Here is a 15,611-nt window from a genome sequence, read left to right as displayed (position 1 = left end):
CGGGTCAGGGATTCTTCTGCAATCTCTCGAAGCCAGCGCGGCAGCGCTGCAGGAGCGTGTAGAGGCCGGGGCTGCGCTTGACCACCGATTTCGCCCGACCGAGCGCGACTGCAAGGGGATAGGCCGCCGTGCCTTTCCAGGTCAGAGGCATCAGGATATCGTGCTGCACGGTCTCCTCCGTGCACCAGCTCCGCTTGTAGACCTGGTCGCCGAGCCCGAAATCGAAGACGGTGGCGCCCTCACCGCAGGCTTGCTCGATCATCAGCCAGAACAGAAGTTCGCCGGGGCTCGCCTCCGGGCAGACGCTCTCATCGATCGAGCTGAACTGGCAAAGCATGTGCCCGCCCTTGCGCGAGAGCCCGGCGATCGCCGCGACATGCCCCTCATGCCGGCCGCTGAGGCGAATGGCATGCAGGACGAGCGGTGTGTCGGCGCCTTGCTGCGGCGCATCGAGCAGGCGATGAAAGAAATCGCGGGTCGCGGAGGCGCGGAAGATATCCGGCAGGCCGAAAGCCTTCAGGCGCGCGCCTTTCTGGCGGAAGAAAACGTCGAGCAGCGCGTGCTTTTCTTCGCTTGTCGCCGGGCTGATATGTTCGAACCCGCCGAGCGCCCCCAGTTTGCGGCTTTGCAGGCGGAATTTCTTCCTTCGGGTCTTGGCGTTGAGCTGCGCGATCGTTTCCTCGAACGAGGCCCGGAGCGGAAGCTGGAAGGAGCGGTTGGGGTTTTCGGCAGTCGCGAGCGCGGCGAGGGGATGGCGGGTGCCATGCCATTCAAGCGGCACGTTGTCGTAGACGAGCAGGTCCGCATGGGAGGCAAGCGTCAGCTTCAGCAACCGGGTGAGAGGCGCAAGGGCTTGCGGATCTGGAAGGGGGAAATCCTCGCTGAAGAGCCCGGTATTGAGGTTGTTGAACCGGCCGCCGGGCGGACGGGCGATGCGGGTGCCGAATGTTACGGCCACTTCGAGCGGCAGAAGCATCACCGTGCGGCCGTCGAAACGGCCCTCCACGACAATGCCCCGGTTGCCATGCGCTTCGAACCAGGCGCGGCACCAGTCATAGCCCTGATGCAGCGAGTTTCGCTCAAGGTTCTCGAGCCGCCGCCAGGCTGTCTCCAGCGAAGGCAGGTCCTCGGTCACCGAAAGGCTAAGGTCGGCAAGGGAAAACCGCCCGCCTGCCCGGAGCTCTTCCGGGCTCTGGGCACTGCCGAGCGCGTTGACGAATTCGGTTTTCCGCTTGTGCATCTCGCCCCTGCCGATCACTGTCGGGATGATAGGCGGGGCCATCGAAAGAATGGGTTTACCGGGCCTGGTGCTGCGCCAAATCTGCGGGATTTGGTTAATGCGAGGTGACGGGACGGCGGGTCACTTCGGCTTCGGGCCGGCCATCCATTTGATGATCAGCATGGCCGGCAGTATCCAGATGAGTCCGCTCAGGAGGAAATAGAGAAGGTGGACCCACCAGGGGGAGGTGCCGAGCAGAAGGGTGGCGAAGGTCGTGGCCGCCAGCGCGTAGAAGATGACGAGGCAGATGATGAGGATCGTGCCGATGAAGCTTCTGAGGCGCGCGGGCATGTTGTCTTTCATCTCCTCATGGGGCTTCATTTAGGCATCCGCGACCGCATGCCGCAAAGGATCGGGGCTTGTTTTGCATGGGTCTATGGGGCAAATCAACGCCGAAGATGAGGGAACGGACGATGTCCGCCCCTTTTCCCGGAACCGCAGGAGTGACCATGTCGGCGGCGGACGTGACGGCAGCAAATATGTTGAGTGAGACGAAGCGGCGCGAGCGCGACCGGCGCGCGGTACGCATCTGGCTTGGCGTGGTCATCTTCACGCTCTTCTGTCTTGTTCTGGTCGGCGGCGCGACGCGGCTGACCGATTCCGGCCTGTCGATTACCGAATGGAAGCCGATCCACGGCGCCATTCCGCCGCTCTCCGTGGAAGAGTGGCAGGAAGAGTTCGAGCTCTACAAACGCATTCCCCAATACGAGCAGATCAACCACGGCATGACGCTCGACGAGTTCAAGTCGATCTTCTGGTGGGAATGGGCGCATCGACTGCTGGCGCGCGCGATCGGCATCGTCTTCGCCCTGCCGCTCCTGTTCTTCTGGCTGACGGGACGCATCGAAAAGCAGTTGCGGTGGCCCCTGGTTGGCTTGCTGGCGCTCGGCGGTTTCCAGGGCTTTATCGGCTGGTGGATGGTTTCCTCCGGTCTCAGCAAGCTCGTCAGCGTCTCGCAATACCGGCTGGCGGTCCACCTGACGATCGCCTGCCTGATCTTTGCCGGCTGCGTCTGGATCATGCGCGGATTGTCGCCGCATAGCGGCGATGCCGCGAAGGGCGGCGCGAAGACGGGCGCGGTTCTGGTGGCGATACTTTCTCTGTTCCAGATCTATCTCGGCGCGCTGGTGGCGGGGCTCGATGCCGGCCTCAGCTACAATACCTGGCCGCTGATGGACGGCGCGCTGGTTCCGGCCGACCTCTTCATCCAGCAGCCCTGGTGGATCAACCTCTTCGAAAATCCGAAGACGGTACAATTCGTCCATCGCATGGGCGCCTATCTCCTCTTCGCCGTAGCGCTCTGGCACATGGCGGCGACGCTGCGCTCAGTGCCGGGAACGACGCATGCCCGTCGCGCCATCCTGCTCTTCGGGCTTATCTGTCTCCAGGCAGCGATCGGCATCGCGACGCTGCTGACCCAGGTACATCTGCATGTCGCGCTTCTGCATCAGGCCGGCGCGCTGGTGGTGCTCGGCTTCGCGATCGCCCACTGGCGCGGCTTTGTCGGGGAATATCCTGCAGCGAGGGCGGTCGAGGTCCGGAATTAGGCCTGATCGAGCACGTTCTTGACTGCGGCGACGACCTTGAGTTCGTTGTCGCGCTCTTCCTCGCTACCGTCCTCTTCATGCCAGGCGGCCGAAAGGCAGCCATAGGCAAAGGCGTAGCGCAGGAGGGTGCGCACATCGCGCCCAAGCGTTTTGGCGAAGACTTCCGCCATGGAGGCGATGCGCCCCTCGTCGCGGGTGAGGTCGAAGCGGTCGAGCGGATTGGAGAACATGTTGGCGACATCGAGCGCCGCATCGCCGATCAGGCCGACCGGATCGATAATGAGCCAGCCGCGGGGCCCAAGCATGATATTCTCGTGATGCAGGTCGCCATGCAGCGGCTTGACGTCACGTTGATTGGCGATCAGCGCTTCGGCCATCGCCGCGCCTTCGAGATAGAGGCTTTCGATCCCTTGGCTGCGGTCCGCCTCCGCTTTCTTGAACAGGCTTTCGAAATAGCGCTGGAGGGGCTGGAGGGTTGCCGGAGGTGGCACATCCGAGGGGTGATGATATTTCATCAGCACCTCGGCGGCGATTTCGGTCGCTTGCGCGTCCCCATGCGAGACGAGACGGTCGCGGAGCGTCTCCTTGCCGGCATGTTCGAGGAGTATGACATTGCCCGAACGCGCCAATACGCGGATGGCGCCGATCCCGTCGCGCCATTCGAGGAAATCGACGCCGCGAAGATTGTCGGCAAGCGCCTTCTTCTTCAGCACCTTGACGATATCGATCTCGCCGCCGGCCCGCGTCACCTCATAGACAGTGCCGGCCACCGTATCGGCGATACGGTGCGCGCTTTCGATCCGCCATTCGGTCGGAAAGGCTGCGATGCCCTTGTCGCTCATGCCGAAAGCATCAGGTCCATGTTCTGGACGGCCGCACCCGAGGCGCCCTTGCCGAGATTGTCGAGCAGGGCCACGAGATTGACATGGGCGCCGCCTGGCGTGCCGAACACGAAGAGCTTCATTCCATCGGTATTGACGAGTTCCTCGGCATCGACACGCGGCAGAGCCTTGCTTTCCTCGAGCGGCACGACGGTGACGATATCCTGTCCGGCATAATGCTCGGCGAGCGCCTTATGGATGCCCTCGATGGTCGTTCCTTCCTTGAGGTCATCAAGGAAGAGCGGCACCTGCACGATCATGCCTTGCGCAAACCGGCCGACGGACGGCGAGAAGAGGGGGGCGCGGTCGAGCTGGCCGTGAATCTTCATCTCCGGGACATGCTTGTGCTTGAGCGGAAGTCCGTACAGGAAATTGTTGGCGCTGATTGCGTCTTCTCTGGACCGGTCTTCCATCTGCGCGATCATCTGCTTGCCGCCGCCGGTATAGCCGGAGACCGCGTTCACCGTCACCGGATAGCCATCCGGCAGGATTCCGGTGACGCGCAGCGGCCGGATGAGTGCGATGGCGCCGGTCGGGTAGCAGCCCGGATTGGCCACATGACGGGCAGACTTGATCTTGTCGGCCTGAGCCTTGTCCATCTCGGCGAAACCGTAGGCCCAGGCAGGGTCGACACGAAATGCGGTCGACGTATCGATGACCCGAACCTTGTTGTTGCCGGCAAGCATGGAGACTGCTTCTTTCGACGCGTCATCCGGCAGGCAAAGGATGGCGATATCCGCACTATTCAGCAGGTCCTCGCGCATCGCGGCGTTGCGCCGCTCCGCTTCCGGGATCGACAGCAGCTCGACATCGCGACGGCCGGCCATGCGGGTGCGGATCTGCAGCCCCGTCGTGCCGTGTTCGCCATCGATGAAGATCTTCGCTGTCATTGTCTTTATCCTGTTGTTTCAGTGCCTTGGAGTGATATCCGGATTCAGTCTACCAGTTTGTTGAATCAGAAAATTAACGGGCGGAGAATTTCTCCGCGCGGAGCCCGAGCATATACATGGCAACCGTCGCCCCGGCAATGGCGGTGATATCCGCGTGGTCATAGGCGGGCGCGACTTCGACGACATCCGCGCCGCGGATATCGAGGGGGCCGAGCTTGCTCAGCACCGACAGGATCTTCGCGCTGCTCGGCCCGCCTGCGACAGGCGTGCCGGTGCCGGGCGCAAAGGCCGGATCGAGGCAGTCGATATCGAAGGTGAGATAGGCGGGCACGTCACCGATATGGTCCAGGATCAGCGCGGCGATTTCGGCCGCCGTCATGTCTTCCACCTCGTGCCCGTGGAGAATGCGGATGCCGCAATCCTCGGGCGCATGGGTGCGGATGCCGATCTGGATCGAGTGGCCGGCATGGATGAGGCCGTCACGCGCGGCGCGCGCCACGAAGGAACCGTGATCGATGCGCTTGCCGTCGTCGAACCAGGTATCCTGATGGGCATCGAACTGCACCAGCGCGAGCGGGCCGTATTTTGCCGCATGCGCCTTGAGGAGCGGCCAGGTGATGAAATGATCGCCGCCGAGCGTCAGCAGGAAGGCGCCGCTTGCGAGGATCGCTGCCGCCTCCTGCTCGATGGTGGCCGGGGTCTTCTGATGATCGCCGTAGTCGAGCAGGCAATCGCCGTAATCGATCACCGCCATTTCGGCGAATAGGTCGCGCTGAAACGGATATTGCGGGTCGTTATCGAAGATAGCGGAGGCCCTGCGTATTGCCTGCGGCCCGAAACGCGCGCCCGGCCGGTTGGAGGTCGCCGCATCGAAGGGAATGCCCCAGACGACCGCGTCGGCGCCCTTTAGGTTCTTGGTGAAGCGGCGGCGCATGAAAGAAAGCGCGCCCGCGAATGTCGGGTCCGTGGCGGCGGAGGTGAGGCTTTTGCCGGTGAAGGCATGGTCGATGGATTTCGAGGGCATGATCCTCTCCAGGATGGCTGCCGCAAGGTGCTTCCGACAAAACGGAAAAACAAGAGTGAAAACAAAAAAGGCGGAGCCGAAGCCCCGCCTTTTCGAAAGTCCAAATCCGGAAGCGATTAGCGCTTGGAGAACTGGAAGGAACGACGGGCCTTGGCCTTGCCGTACTTCTTACGCTCGACGACGCGGCTGTCGCGGGTCAGGAAGCCACCCTTCTTGAGGACCGAGCGCAGGCCCGGCTCGAAGTAGGTGAGGGCCTTGGAGAGGCCGTGGCGAACTGCGCCGGCCTGGCCGGAAAGTCCGCCGCCTGCAACGGTCGCGACGATGTCGAACTGGCCGGTGCGGGCCGCTGCGACGATCGGCTGCTGCAGGATCATCTGCAGGACCGGACGGGCGAAATAGGCGGAGAAATCCTTGCCGTTGACAATGATCTTGCCGGAGCCGGCCTTGATCCAAACGCGGGCGACCGCGTTCTTGCGCTTGCCGGTGGCGTACGAACGGCCGAGGTTATCGACCTTGCGGACGTGTACCGGAGCCTGGTTTTCGGCCGCCGGAGCGAGGTCCTTCAGAGAGGAGAGATCGGCCATTATCAGGCGCTCCTTACGTTCTTGCTGTTCAGCTTGGCCACGTCGAGGGCGACTGGCTGCTGTGCTTCATGGGGATGGTTCGGGCCGGCATAGACGCGCAGGTTCTTCATCTGGCGACGACCGAGCGGGCCGCGCGGGATCATGCGCTCGACAGCCTTCTCGACGACGCGCTCCGGGAAGCGGCCTTCGATGATCTGGCGCGCAGTGCGCTCCTTGATGCCACCCGGATAACCGGTGTGCCAGTAATACTTCTTGTCGGTATACTTCTTGCCGGTGAGGGCGATCTTTTCCGCATTGATGACGATCACGTTGTCGCCGTCATCCACGTGGGGGGTGTAGGTGGCCTTGTGCTTGCCGCGGAGACGGTTGGCAACGATGGTGGCGAGGCGACCGACGACGAGCCCTTCGGCATCGATGATCACCCACTTCTTCTCCACCTCGGCGGGCTTCTGAACGAAGGTTGACATGTTCTTGCTTCTTTCATCTGGACCCGAGCTTCCGGATGTTCCGAATGCCGGGCGTTTCTTGTTGCTTGGCTTGCCGTAGGCGGCAAGAGAGAATGCAGTCCGGGAAGGTCTGCAGACTGTGGCGGCTTATACCGGCGACGGAAAAAATGGTCAAGCTCGCCAATTTCACGAGTTGAAAAATAGATCAAGCAAAATCAATGGGTTATTTATGTGGTGTTACTGTACCACATTATTTCGGCGGAATCGAATAGGTCGCCACGGCCTGGGCGACCGGGGAATCGTCTTTCTCCTGCGTGAGGATGGCGTCGATGACGGCCAGTCGCTTGCCGAGCTTCAATATCTTGCAGTCGCAGAAAATCGGCGCGAGCTTCGGCTTGCGCAGGAAATTGATGTTGAGGCTGGTGGTGACCGCGAGCGCCACCGGACCGATATGGGCGAGGATTGCCGCATAGGCTGCGACATCCGCGAGCATCACCATGGAAGGGCCGGAAACCGTGTCGCCGGGACGCAGATGCCGTTCGCCGGGTTCGAAGCGCATGGTAAGCCCGCCGGGCCGAATATCGGTTACCGAAAGAACGCGGCCATCCGCGTGCACCTGCGGAAAATGGCTTTCCAGAAAGGCGTGGACATCCTCGATAGTCATGATGGGGTGCATCCCGGTTCCTTCCGCTCTCTCGCCGCTATGGCGCAGGGAATTGAACCGGTCGAAATCAGTCAAGATCGGAGCCGTCAATTTATTGTCGTAGTCCATGTGCAAAGATGCTGAAACATCAGCCCTCCTGATCTTGCCGGTTCCAGGCAAGATTAAGACGGCTTATGCAATCTATGATTGAAATATTTCAAGAATTGCCTGGAGCGGGAGAAGCGGCATCGGCTGGTGAAATCCAATCGATCTGAAAGCAATATTTGATGAATCCGTGAAACAAAGCGTGAATTGTCGATCGGCGCCCGTCCGGATCGAGCTGTAAGCGAGATATTTCGCTTGATGCGGTTCCGCGCGGCTCGATCAGTAGGAACCCCTAATTCAACCATAAGATGGCTCTAATATGCCGGGGTACGGAACGCGAATGTTCCCGGAACATTGGTGAAACGCCGGACGAGCCGCCTTAGGCAAGCCGGAAATCCTGTTGTGGAAAAGAGAATGGGAAGGCCCATCGGATTTGGCGGAATGTTACCTAAATAAGGGATGAGGAGCGGTGAACGGCCGTTTCCGTCGCAGGAGGTAAACATGAACCACGACCGCTACGACGACGCTTATATTGCCGAGATACTGAAGACGACCCGAACGATCGCGCTGCTCGGCGCATCTCCCAATCCGGAGCGCCCGAGCAACCGGGTGATGGGCTTCCTGCTTTCGAAAGGCTATCGCGTGATCCCGGTCAATCCCGGACAAGCAGGCAAGGAAATCCACGGGCAAAAGGTTTATGCCCATCTTTCCGATATTCCCGAGCCGGTCGACATGATCGATGTTTTCCGGGCCGCCCAATATCTGGATGGCGTGGTGGACGAAGCGCTGGCCCTGCTGCAGAAACCGAAGGTCGTCTGGGGGCAGCTCGATATCCGCGACGACAAGGCGGCCGCCAAGGCCGAGGCCGCCGGCATCGCGGTGGTGATGGACCGCTGCCCGGCAATCGAATATCCCCGCTTAATCGCCTGATCGGCCTCACAACCGCAAAGGGAGATTCCCGCTTGCCCGAGATGCCGGCTGCTTGGAATCTTATTCCTTGATTGCGGGCCAGCCAGCGGGTTTCTTGATCAGGCAAATATCTGTCGTTTGAGGAGAGGGCGCCATGCCGACACGCAGTCCGGGATTTTCCACGCTCGCCGTTCATGCCGGAGCCCAGCCCGACCCGACGACGGGAGCGCGGGCGACCCCGATCTATCAGACGACATCCTTCGTCTTCAACGACGCCGATCATGCGGCGGCGCTCTTCGGGCTGCAGCAGTTCGGCAATATTTATACCCGCATCATGAACCCGACCCAGGCGGTTCTGGAGGAGCGCATCGCCGCGCTCGAGGGCGGCACGGCCGCTTTGGCGACCGCCTCCGGCCACGCGGCGCAGATGCTCGCCTTCCACACGATCATGGGTGCGGGCGACAATTTCGTCGCCGCGCGTCAGCTCTATGGCGGCTCGGTCAACCAGTTCGGCCATGCCTTCCGGAATTTCGACTGGCAGGTGCGCTGGGCCGATAGCGCCGATCCCGAAAGCTTCGAGAGCCAGATCGACGATCGCACCAAGGCCATCTTCATCGAAAGCCTGGCCAATCCCGGTGGCACTTTCGTGGATATAGCGGGCGTAGCCGAGGTAGCCCGAAGGCACGGACTGCCGCTGATCGTCGACAACACGCTCGCAAGCCCCTATCTGCTGCGGCCCATCGAGCATGGGGCCGATATCGTCATTCATTCGCTGACGAAATTCCTCGGCGGCCATGGCAATTCCATGGGCGGCATCATCGTCGACGGCGGCACGTTCGACTGGTCGAAATCCGGCAAATACCCGATGCTTTCCGAACCACGCCCGGAATATGCCGGCATGGTGCTGCACCAGACCTTCGGGAACTTCGCTTTCGCGATCGCGGCCCGCGTGCTCGGCCTGCGCGACCTCGGGCCGGCGATCTCGCCCTTCAACGCCTTCCTCATCCTAACCGGCATCGAGACGCTGCCGCTCAGGATGCAGAGACACAGCGACAACGCGCTTGCGGTGGCGAAATGGCTGAAGGAGCATGAAAGGATTGCGTGGGTGCGCTATGCGGGGCTTGAGGACGATCCCAACCACGCGCTGCAACAGCGATATTCTCCGAAGGGCGCGGGTTCCGTCTTCACCTTCGGCATCAAGGGTGGATACGAGGCAGGCAAGGCCTTCGTGGAAGGCCTCAAGCTCTTCTCCCACCTTGCCAATATCGGCGATACCCGTTCGCTTGTCATTCATCCGGCCTCCACCACGCACCGGCAGTTGACCGAGGAGCAGCAGGTCTCCGCCGGCGCCGGTCCGGACGTGGTGCGCCTGTCGATCGGCATCGAGGACGCCGCCGATATCATCGCCGATCTCGAACAGTCGCTCGCAAGGGTTTGAGGTGGGGCATGGCATCCTGGTTGACCTTCGATCCCTCCACCGTCGAGCCCGAGCTTGGCGCGCCTCAACCCGACCGGCTGATTTCCGGCGATCCGCAATTCCGAACCTGGAATTTCGAGGAGGCGGAAGGCGGGCTCTATGCCGGCATATGGGAAGCGACACCCGGCAAGTGGCGGATCATTTACGAGGAATGGGAATATTTCCACATTCTCTCCGGCCATTCGATCGTGACCGAGGAGGGCGGCGAGCCGGTGCATCTGCGCCCCGGCGATAGCATGATCCTGAGACCCGGCTTCAAGGGAACCTGGGAAGTCGTTGAAACGACTCGTAAGGACTACGTGATCAGGGTGTGATCACCACTTCAAATTCAGCCGTTCGAGCCCGTGGAAATGATAGACGTCCTTCACCTTAGGCGGTGACGCGATCCTCAAGCCCGGCAGACGCCGGAAGAGGATCGGCAGCACGGTATTGAGTTCCAGGCGTGCGAGCGGCGCGCCGATGCAGAAGTGTATGCCCGCGCCGAAGGAGAGGTTCGGCGCCTCTTGCCGGTCCGGCTTGAAGGTGAGCGGCTCGGCGAATTTCCTCGGGTCGAGATTGGCCGCGGCGAGGATGAGGCTCACCTTGTCGCCGCGCGTGAAGGAAAGGCCGTCCACCTCGACATCCTCGAGCGCCCAGCGCTGGAAGATATGGACCGGCGCACAGATGCGCAGTGTCTCCTCGACCGTGCGTTCGGTCGTTGCCTCGTCTTGGAAAAGATCGGCAGGAGCGAGGCCGCTTTCCAGGATCACGCGAACCGAATTGCCGATCTGGTGCACGGTCGCCTCATGGCCGGCATTGAGGAGCACGATGGTCGTCGAGACCAGTTCGTCATCTGTAAGGTACTGCCCCTTATGCTCGGTATGGATCATGTGGGTCAGCAGGTCTTCGCGCGGGCTTCGGCGGCGCTCGGCGACAAGGCCCTTCACATAATCCGCGAACTCCCTTGCCGCCCGGTCGGCAGCGTATTCATCCTCAAGGCTGCGTTTGAACATGTACATGCCGACATAGGCATGCGACCAGGCAAGCAATTGCGGGCCCATTTCGTCGGGAATGCCGATCATCCGGGCGATCATGGTGACGGGAATGATATCGGCGAAGGAGGAGAGAAGCTCCGTCTCGCCGTCCCTCTCGAACCCGTCGATGAGTTTTTCCGCCAGTTCGGCGATCTCCGGCCGCAGGCGTTCGATATGGCGGGAGACGAAGGCGCGGTTGACCAGCGTGCGCAGCCGCGTGTGTTCCGGCGGCTCGATTTCCAGCAGCGAATGGCGTTCCGCCAGATCGAAGTTTTCGAGATGGGGCAGGGGATCCGGAAGGCCGAGTTCCTCGCGGCTGGCGATATGCAGGATCTGCCGGCCGAAACGCCGGTCGCGCAAGAGTGTGTTCACATGGTCATAGCCGGTGAAGAACCATTGCCGCTGTTCCTCCCAATAGAAGGTCGGACAATGCTCGTGCAGAGCCGCGTAGACCCGGTTCGGATCGCCGTAGAAGGCCGGGTTGCGGCCATCGAGCGAGACGTGGCGGGTTTCGGGATCGATGCGCAGGAAATCAGCCAAGGGGAGGGGTGTTGCGGTCATGACCACATTGCTAGCTCAATCCCTTTGGCTGCGAAAGCCGCTACTCGCCGACCGCCGCACCCTCGCGGCGTGGATCGGCGCTGCCGGCAAGGCCGGTCGCCGTGACCTCGATCGCATGCAGGCCGGAATTCATCTCGCCCGCCTTCACCTCGTATCCGAGCGCCTTCAGCGGTTCGGCCAACTCCTCGGCGGTCGTGCCGGCTTCGATATCATAGGTGCCGAAACGATTGATGAGATGCGGCTGGGCGACGATCTCCTCTACCGGCATCTGCCAGTCGATATAGGCGATCAGCGCCTGCGCCACGTAGCCGATGATCTGGCTGCCGCCGGGAGAGCCGATCGCGAGCAGCGGCTTGCCGTCCTTCATCACGATGGTCGGCGACATGGAGGAGCGAGGCCGCTTACCGGGCTCCACGCGGTTGGCCACCGGCAGGGCGCCGTCATGGGTCTTGAAGGAGAAATCGGTAAGCTCGTTGTTGAGCAGGAAACCGTTCGTCATCAGCCGCGAGCCGAAGCCGCTTTCGATGGTCGTGGTCATCGAGATGACATTGCCTTCACTGTCCACGATCGAAAAATGACTGGTGGATGGCATTTCGAGCGCCTCGCCACGGCCGAAGAGCAGGGCGTGATCCCATTCCGGTTCGCCCGCTTTCACCGCATCGGCGGCAAGCGCCTTGTCGCCGTCGAGCAGGGCGGCGCGGGTGCCGAGATAGTCTTTCGTCAAAAGCCCCTTGATCGGCGCGGGCACGAAATCCGGGTCCGCCAGATAGCGCTCGCGGTCGGCGAAGGCGAGCCGCTGCGCATCGCCGATGAGACGCCAGCTCTCCGGATTCTGCGGGCCGAGCCCCCGCAAGTCGAAGTTCTCGACGATGCCGAGGATCTGTCCGACCGCGACCGCGCCGGAGGAGGGCGGGCCCATGCCGCAGATATCGAGTGCGCGATAGGTGACGCAGACCGGTTCGCGCTCCTTGATCCGGTAATTGGTGAAGTCAGCCAGCGAGAGCACGCCTGGATTGCCCTCAGCGTCCCGCACGGTCTTCACGATCGCCTCGGCAATCGGGCCGGAGTAGAAGGCATCGGCGCCGCCGCTCGCGATCGTCTTCAGGGTTTCCGCATAGGCCGGGTTCTTGAGGATGGCCCCCGCCTTCAGCGGCGCGCCGCTTTCGTCGTAAAAATAGCCGCGCGGCCCTTCGTATTTCTTGAGCCGGTCTCCTTCGGAAGCGATCAGGCCCGCCAGGCGAGGAGAGACGGCAAAGCCCTCCGTCGCGAGCTTTTCCGCCGGTCCGAACAGGCTCGCCCACTCGGCCTTTCCAAGACGTTGGTGAACCTCGTGCAGCAGCTTCACCGTTCCCGGCGTGCCGACCGAGCGGCCGCCCACCACCGCATCCATGAATTTCAGAGGTTGGCCCTGATCGTCGAGGAAGAGCTTCGGCGTTGCCTCCATCGGAGCGGTTTCGCGTCCGTCGAAGGTGGTGAGCTTCTGCGTGGCGGCATCGTAATAGACGAGGAAGGCGCCGCCGCCAAGGCCGGAGCTCTGCGGCTCCACGAGGCCGAGCACCGTCTGGACCGCCACCATGGCGTCTATGGCGTTGCCGCCCCTGGCGAGAATTTCTCGGCCCGCTTCCGCCGCCAGCGGATTGGCTGCCGCCACCATGGAGCGCTTCGTCTCGGTTCGTTTGGCGGACGTGAAGCCGGTCGCGCGCTCGGGCGCCACGGTATCTGATGCCTGTTGCGCAAGCCCTTGGCCGGGCAAGATGAGAAGCAAAACGAAGATGCTGCTGAGAAGAATTTTCCGCACGGCCTGCTCCCGCCATTCCCGATCACTGCCGATCGGGCTCCATTGTTTGACCATCGAGAGAATGTGGGCTTGCGCGGGCTGCAGGCAAGATCAATTTCGAAGAGGCTGGCGATCAGCGCTGGGCGATTGCCGTGATCCGCCTCAGTGCGGTGACCTGCCGGCTGGCGCTGATTTCCGCCTCCATCGTCTCTTCGGAGAGCCGGTGGACCGAAGGAACGATCAGGAGCGTTCCATTGCTTTCGACGGCGGTCCGGTCGCGCCCGGCTTCCTTGGCTGCATAAAGGGCGCGGTCGGCTGAGCTCAGCAGCTTGTCCAGGTCCGCTGTTTCTGCCGGCAGGAGCGCGATGCCGGCGCTGGCCGTGACATCGATCCGGTGAGGTCCCGCGACGATGGGTTGGAGCGTGAGCGTCATGCGGATGCCTTCCGCGATACTCGCCGCCTCGACCATGTCGGCGACACGCAGGATGCTTGCGAATTCCTCGCCGCCCATGCGGCCGAAGAAGCCGCGTCCGTTAAGCGACGTGGCGGCGATCCGCGAGAATGCGACGAGCACGGTGTCGCCTGCCTGATGCCCGCAGGTGTCGTTGATCCGTTTGAAGTTGTCGAGATCGAAATGCAGGAGCGCGACGAGCGGTTTCTGCGGATTTTCTGACGCGCGGAGATTTTCGAGTTCGTCGATCAGGCCGCGCCGGTTGAGAGCGCCGGTGAGCGGATCAGTGGCCGCCAGCGCCTTGAGCTGTCGCTCGGACCGTTCGGCCAGGAGTTTCCCGCAGGTCATGATGCCGGCCACGAAGCAGAAAGCGGCGGGGAAGAAGAGGAGGGTGGCGCTCGTGCCTCCGGCAAACGACGTTACCTGGTTGACGACGGCCAGCACGCCGGTCAGGCCGCTGCAGATGAATTGGACGCCGATAAAGAAGACGAGCAAGCGTCGCGTCGAACGGGAAGCATCCTGCTTCTTCAACAGGATGCCGATCATGATGGAGTAACCCACCATGACCGCGACGTTGTAGAGCGCGACGCGGTAGGCGAAGTTGTCCCTGACCGGGATCAGGAACATGCCGGCGATCCAGATCAGGGCGGGGATAGCGACGAAGGGCTCGACCGGCTTGCCGTCGAACTGCAGCAGCCCGGCGATCCACATGCCGACGCCTGCGAGCGCCATGGTATTGGCGACCTGGATCGAAACGAAATCGGGTATGTCTCCGCGCAGCGCGACCAGTGCCACGCCTATCCCGTGCAGGGCAAAGCCGATGCTCCAGCTGAGATAGAAGGGATCGCGCTGATACTGCCATCTGGACAACAGGACGAGGCTGAGCGTCAAAGCCTCCGCCGTCCAGATCAAGAAACCAGTGACGATGTCCAAAACACGTTTCCCCCGTCGAAGTCGGTCCCCCGCAGAATACACCGGGGAATCTTTAAAAGCGGTTGCCGGGCCGGAACAGGGCCCGATGCGGAGCTCAGTCGGAGACTGTTGGATGAGGGGCGTTCATTTTCGCTTTACCGTGAGCGACGAAACCTGTGGGCGCGCTATCGCTTCGGCAAGGGAGGAAGGCCCGCTCGGCGAACGGGAGGCCTGCCTTGCCTTCCTTCCGGCGATTAATGATATCGGTCGCTCCGTCTTGAAGTACCGGGCGCTGACACTCTATGTAGGGGATGACCAATTTTATCTGATTCCGGGGAGCTGACGGCATTCCGGCACGCGTTTGACAAAGGACGGACATGAAAAATCCAGTTGATACCGCCATGGCCCTGGTGCCGATGGTCGTGGAACAGACCAATCGCGGCGAACGCTCCTACGACATCTATTCGCGCCTGTTGAAGGAACGGATCATCTTCCTGACCGGCCCGGTGGAAGATCATATGGCTTCGCTGGTCTGCGCCCAGCTTCTCTTCCTCGAGGCCGAAAACCCGAAGAAGGAAATCGCGCTCTACATCAATTCCCCGGGCGGCATCGTCACCGCCGGCATGGCCATCTACGACACGATGCAGTTCGTGCGCCCCGCCGTTTCGACGCTCTGCGTCGGTCAGGCCGCGTCCATGGGATCGCTGCTTCTGGCCGCCGGCGAGAAGGGCATGCGCTTCGCAACTCCGAATGCGCGCATCATGGTGCATCAGCCCTCCGGCGGCTTCCAGGGGCAGGCAAGCGACATCGAACGCCATGCTCGTGACATATTGAAGATGAAAAGGCGGCTGAACGAAATCTACGTGAAGCATACCGGCCGCACCTACGAGGAAGTCGAGAAGACACTCGATCGCGACCATTTCATGGCTGCGGACGAGGCTCAGGAATGGGGCGTCGTCGACAAAATTCTGACTTCGCGGCAGGAACTCGAAGGCAACACTGCGGATTAAACCGTCACCAGACCGCGGACTTCACCCCGTTGTGACGAAAAAATGAGGGTTTCAAGTCTCGCGGAAAGCGGTATTAGTGCTTATTAATGCTGTGTAGAGTTT

Annotated in this window: 16 protein-coding genes; 5 read left to right on the top strand and 11 right to left on the bottom strand. The window is 61.8% G+C overall.

Annotated elements, in window-relative coordinates; translation table 11 throughout:
* Positions 1-4 precede the first annotated feature (4 nt).
* Both YH62_RS03925 and YH62_RS03920 read right to left on the bottom strand, forming a co-directional pair.
* Positions 5-1,282 carry a GNAT family N-acetyltransferase gene (locus tag YH62_RS03925; RefSeq protein WP_245282034.1) on the bottom strand — a complete coding sequence of 426 codons (1,278 nt, stop codon included), beginning with the start codon at positions 1,280-1,282 and terminating at the stop codon, positions 5-7.
* 78 nt (positions 1,283-1,360) lie between these two features.
* Entirely contained in the window at positions 1,361-1,570 is a 210-nt protein-coding gene (locus YH62_RS03920) for a DUF2842 domain-containing protein (protein WP_046793033.1), read from the bottom strand.
* Positions 1,571-1,728: 158 nt separating this feature from the next.
* On the opposite strand from YH62_RS03920, the gene YH62_RS03915 reads away from it, so the two are divergent.
* The gene (locus tag YH62_RS03915) at positions 1,729-2,826 is read left to right on the top strand and encodes a COX15/CtaA family protein (protein WP_046792798.1); all 1,098 of its coding nucleotides are present in this window, start codon (positions 1,729-1,731) and stop codon (positions 2,824-2,826) included.
* Here YH62_RS03915 and YH62_RS03910 read toward each other — a convergent pair.
* The 6 genes from YH62_RS03910 to YH62_RS03885 all read right to left on the bottom strand — a co-directional run bounded on the left by YH62_RS03910 (position 2,823) and on the right by YH62_RS03885 (position 7,327).
* Complete coding sequence (locus YH62_RS03910; RefSeq protein WP_046792797.1) at positions 2,823-3,668, bottom strand: aminoglycoside phosphotransferase family protein; 846 nt, start codon at positions 3,666-3,668, stop codon at positions 2,823-2,825. The two genes, YH62_RS03915 and YH62_RS03910, sit on opposite strands and share 4 nt — an antisense overlap.
* On the bottom strand, positions 3,665-4,597 hold the full coding sequence (gene argC, locus YH62_RS03905) for an N-acetyl-gamma-glutamyl-phosphate reductase (RefSeq protein ID WP_046792796.1): 933 nt from the start codon (positions 4,595-4,597) through the stop codon (positions 3,665-3,667). Before argC ends, YH62_RS03910 begins: the two co-directional genes overlap by 4 nt.
* 73 nt (positions 4,598-4,670) lie before the next feature.
* Positions 4,671-5,621, bottom strand: coding sequence for an agmatinase (speB, locus tag YH62_RS03900; RefSeq protein ID WP_046792795.1), 951 nt, complete (start codon positions 5,619-5,621; stop codon positions 4,671-4,673).
* Between the two features lie 116 nt (positions 5,622-5,737).
* Entirely contained in the window at positions 5,738-6,205 is a 468-nt protein-coding gene (gene rpsI / locus YH62_RS03895) for a 30S ribosomal protein S9 (protein ID WP_046792794.1), read from the bottom strand.
* 2 nt (positions 6,206-6,207) lie between these two features.
* Positions 6,208-6,672: a 50S ribosomal protein L13 gene (gene rplM, locus YH62_RS03890; RefSeq protein WP_046792793.1), complete on the bottom strand. Its 465-nt coding sequence runs from the start codon at positions 6,670-6,672 to the stop codon at positions 6,208-6,210.
* A 229-nt stretch (positions 6,673-6,901) separates the two neighbouring features.
* Positions 6,902-7,327 (bottom strand): PaaI family thioesterase, encoded by a 426-nt coding sequence (locus YH62_RS03885; RefSeq protein ID WP_046793032.1) that lies wholly within the window; start codon positions 7,325-7,327, stop codon positions 6,902-6,904.
* 573 nt (positions 7,328-7,900) lie between these two features.
* Here YH62_RS03885 and YH62_RS03880 point away from each other — a divergent pair.
* From YH62_RS03880 to YH62_RS03870, 3 genes are all read left to right on the top strand, one after another.
* Positions 7,901-8,329, top strand: coding sequence for a CoA-binding protein (locus tag YH62_RS03880; protein ID WP_046792792.1), 429 nt, complete (start codon positions 7,901-7,903; stop codon positions 8,327-8,329).
* 133 nt (positions 8,330-8,462) lie between these two features.
* Positions 8,463-9,746: an O-acetylhomoserine aminocarboxypropyltransferase gene (locus YH62_RS03875; RefSeq protein ID WP_046792791.1), complete on the top strand. Its 1,284-nt coding sequence runs from the start codon at positions 8,463-8,465 to the stop codon at positions 9,744-9,746.
* An 8-nt stretch (positions 9,747-9,754) separates the two neighbouring features.
* Complete coding sequence (locus YH62_RS03870; RefSeq protein ID WP_046792790.1) at positions 9,755-10,099, top strand: cupin domain-containing protein; 345 nt, start codon at positions 9,755-9,757, stop codon at positions 10,097-10,099.
* Here the strand turns inward: YH62_RS03870 and YH62_RS03865 are convergent, their stop codons facing one another.
* The 3 genes from YH62_RS03865 to YH62_RS03855 all read right to left on the bottom strand — a co-directional run bounded on the left by YH62_RS03865 (position 10,100) and on the right by YH62_RS03855 (position 14,520).
* The gene (locus YH62_RS03865) at positions 10,100-11,359 is read right to left on the bottom strand and encodes a cytochrome P450 (RefSeq protein ID WP_046792789.1); all 1,260 of its coding nucleotides are present in this window, start codon (positions 11,357-11,359) and stop codon (positions 10,100-10,102) included.
* Positions 11,360-11,399: 40 nt separating this feature from the next.
* On the bottom strand, positions 11,400-13,157 hold the full coding sequence (ggt, locus tag YH62_RS03860) for a gamma-glutamyltransferase (protein WP_046793031.1): 1,758 nt from the start codon (positions 13,155-13,157) through the stop codon (positions 11,400-11,402).
* A 112-nt stretch (positions 13,158-13,269) separates the two neighbouring features.
* Positions 13,270-14,520 carry a GGDEF domain-containing protein gene (locus tag YH62_RS03855; protein WP_052760336.1) on the bottom strand — a complete coding sequence of 417 codons (1,251 nt, stop codon included), beginning with the start codon at positions 14,518-14,520 and terminating at the stop codon, positions 13,270-13,272.
* A gap of 356 nt (positions 14,521-14,876) precedes the next feature.
* On the opposite strand from YH62_RS03855, the gene clpP reads away from it, so the two are divergent.
* Positions 14,877-15,509: an ATP-dependent Clp endopeptidase proteolytic subunit ClpP gene (gene clpP, locus YH62_RS03845; protein ID WP_046792786.1), complete on the top strand. Its 633-nt coding sequence runs from the start codon at positions 14,877-14,879 to the stop codon at positions 15,507-15,509.
* The last annotated feature ends 102 nt before the right edge of the window (positions 15,510-15,611 follow it).

The sequence above is a fragment of the Rhizobium sp. LC145 genome, assembly GCF_001005825.1.
GTDB lineage: Bacteria > Pseudomonadota > Alphaproteobacteria > Rhizobiales > Rhizobiaceae > Neorhizobium.
Note: the sequence above shows the minus strand (reverse complement) of the source record. Positions and strands in the feature narration are given on the sequence as shown.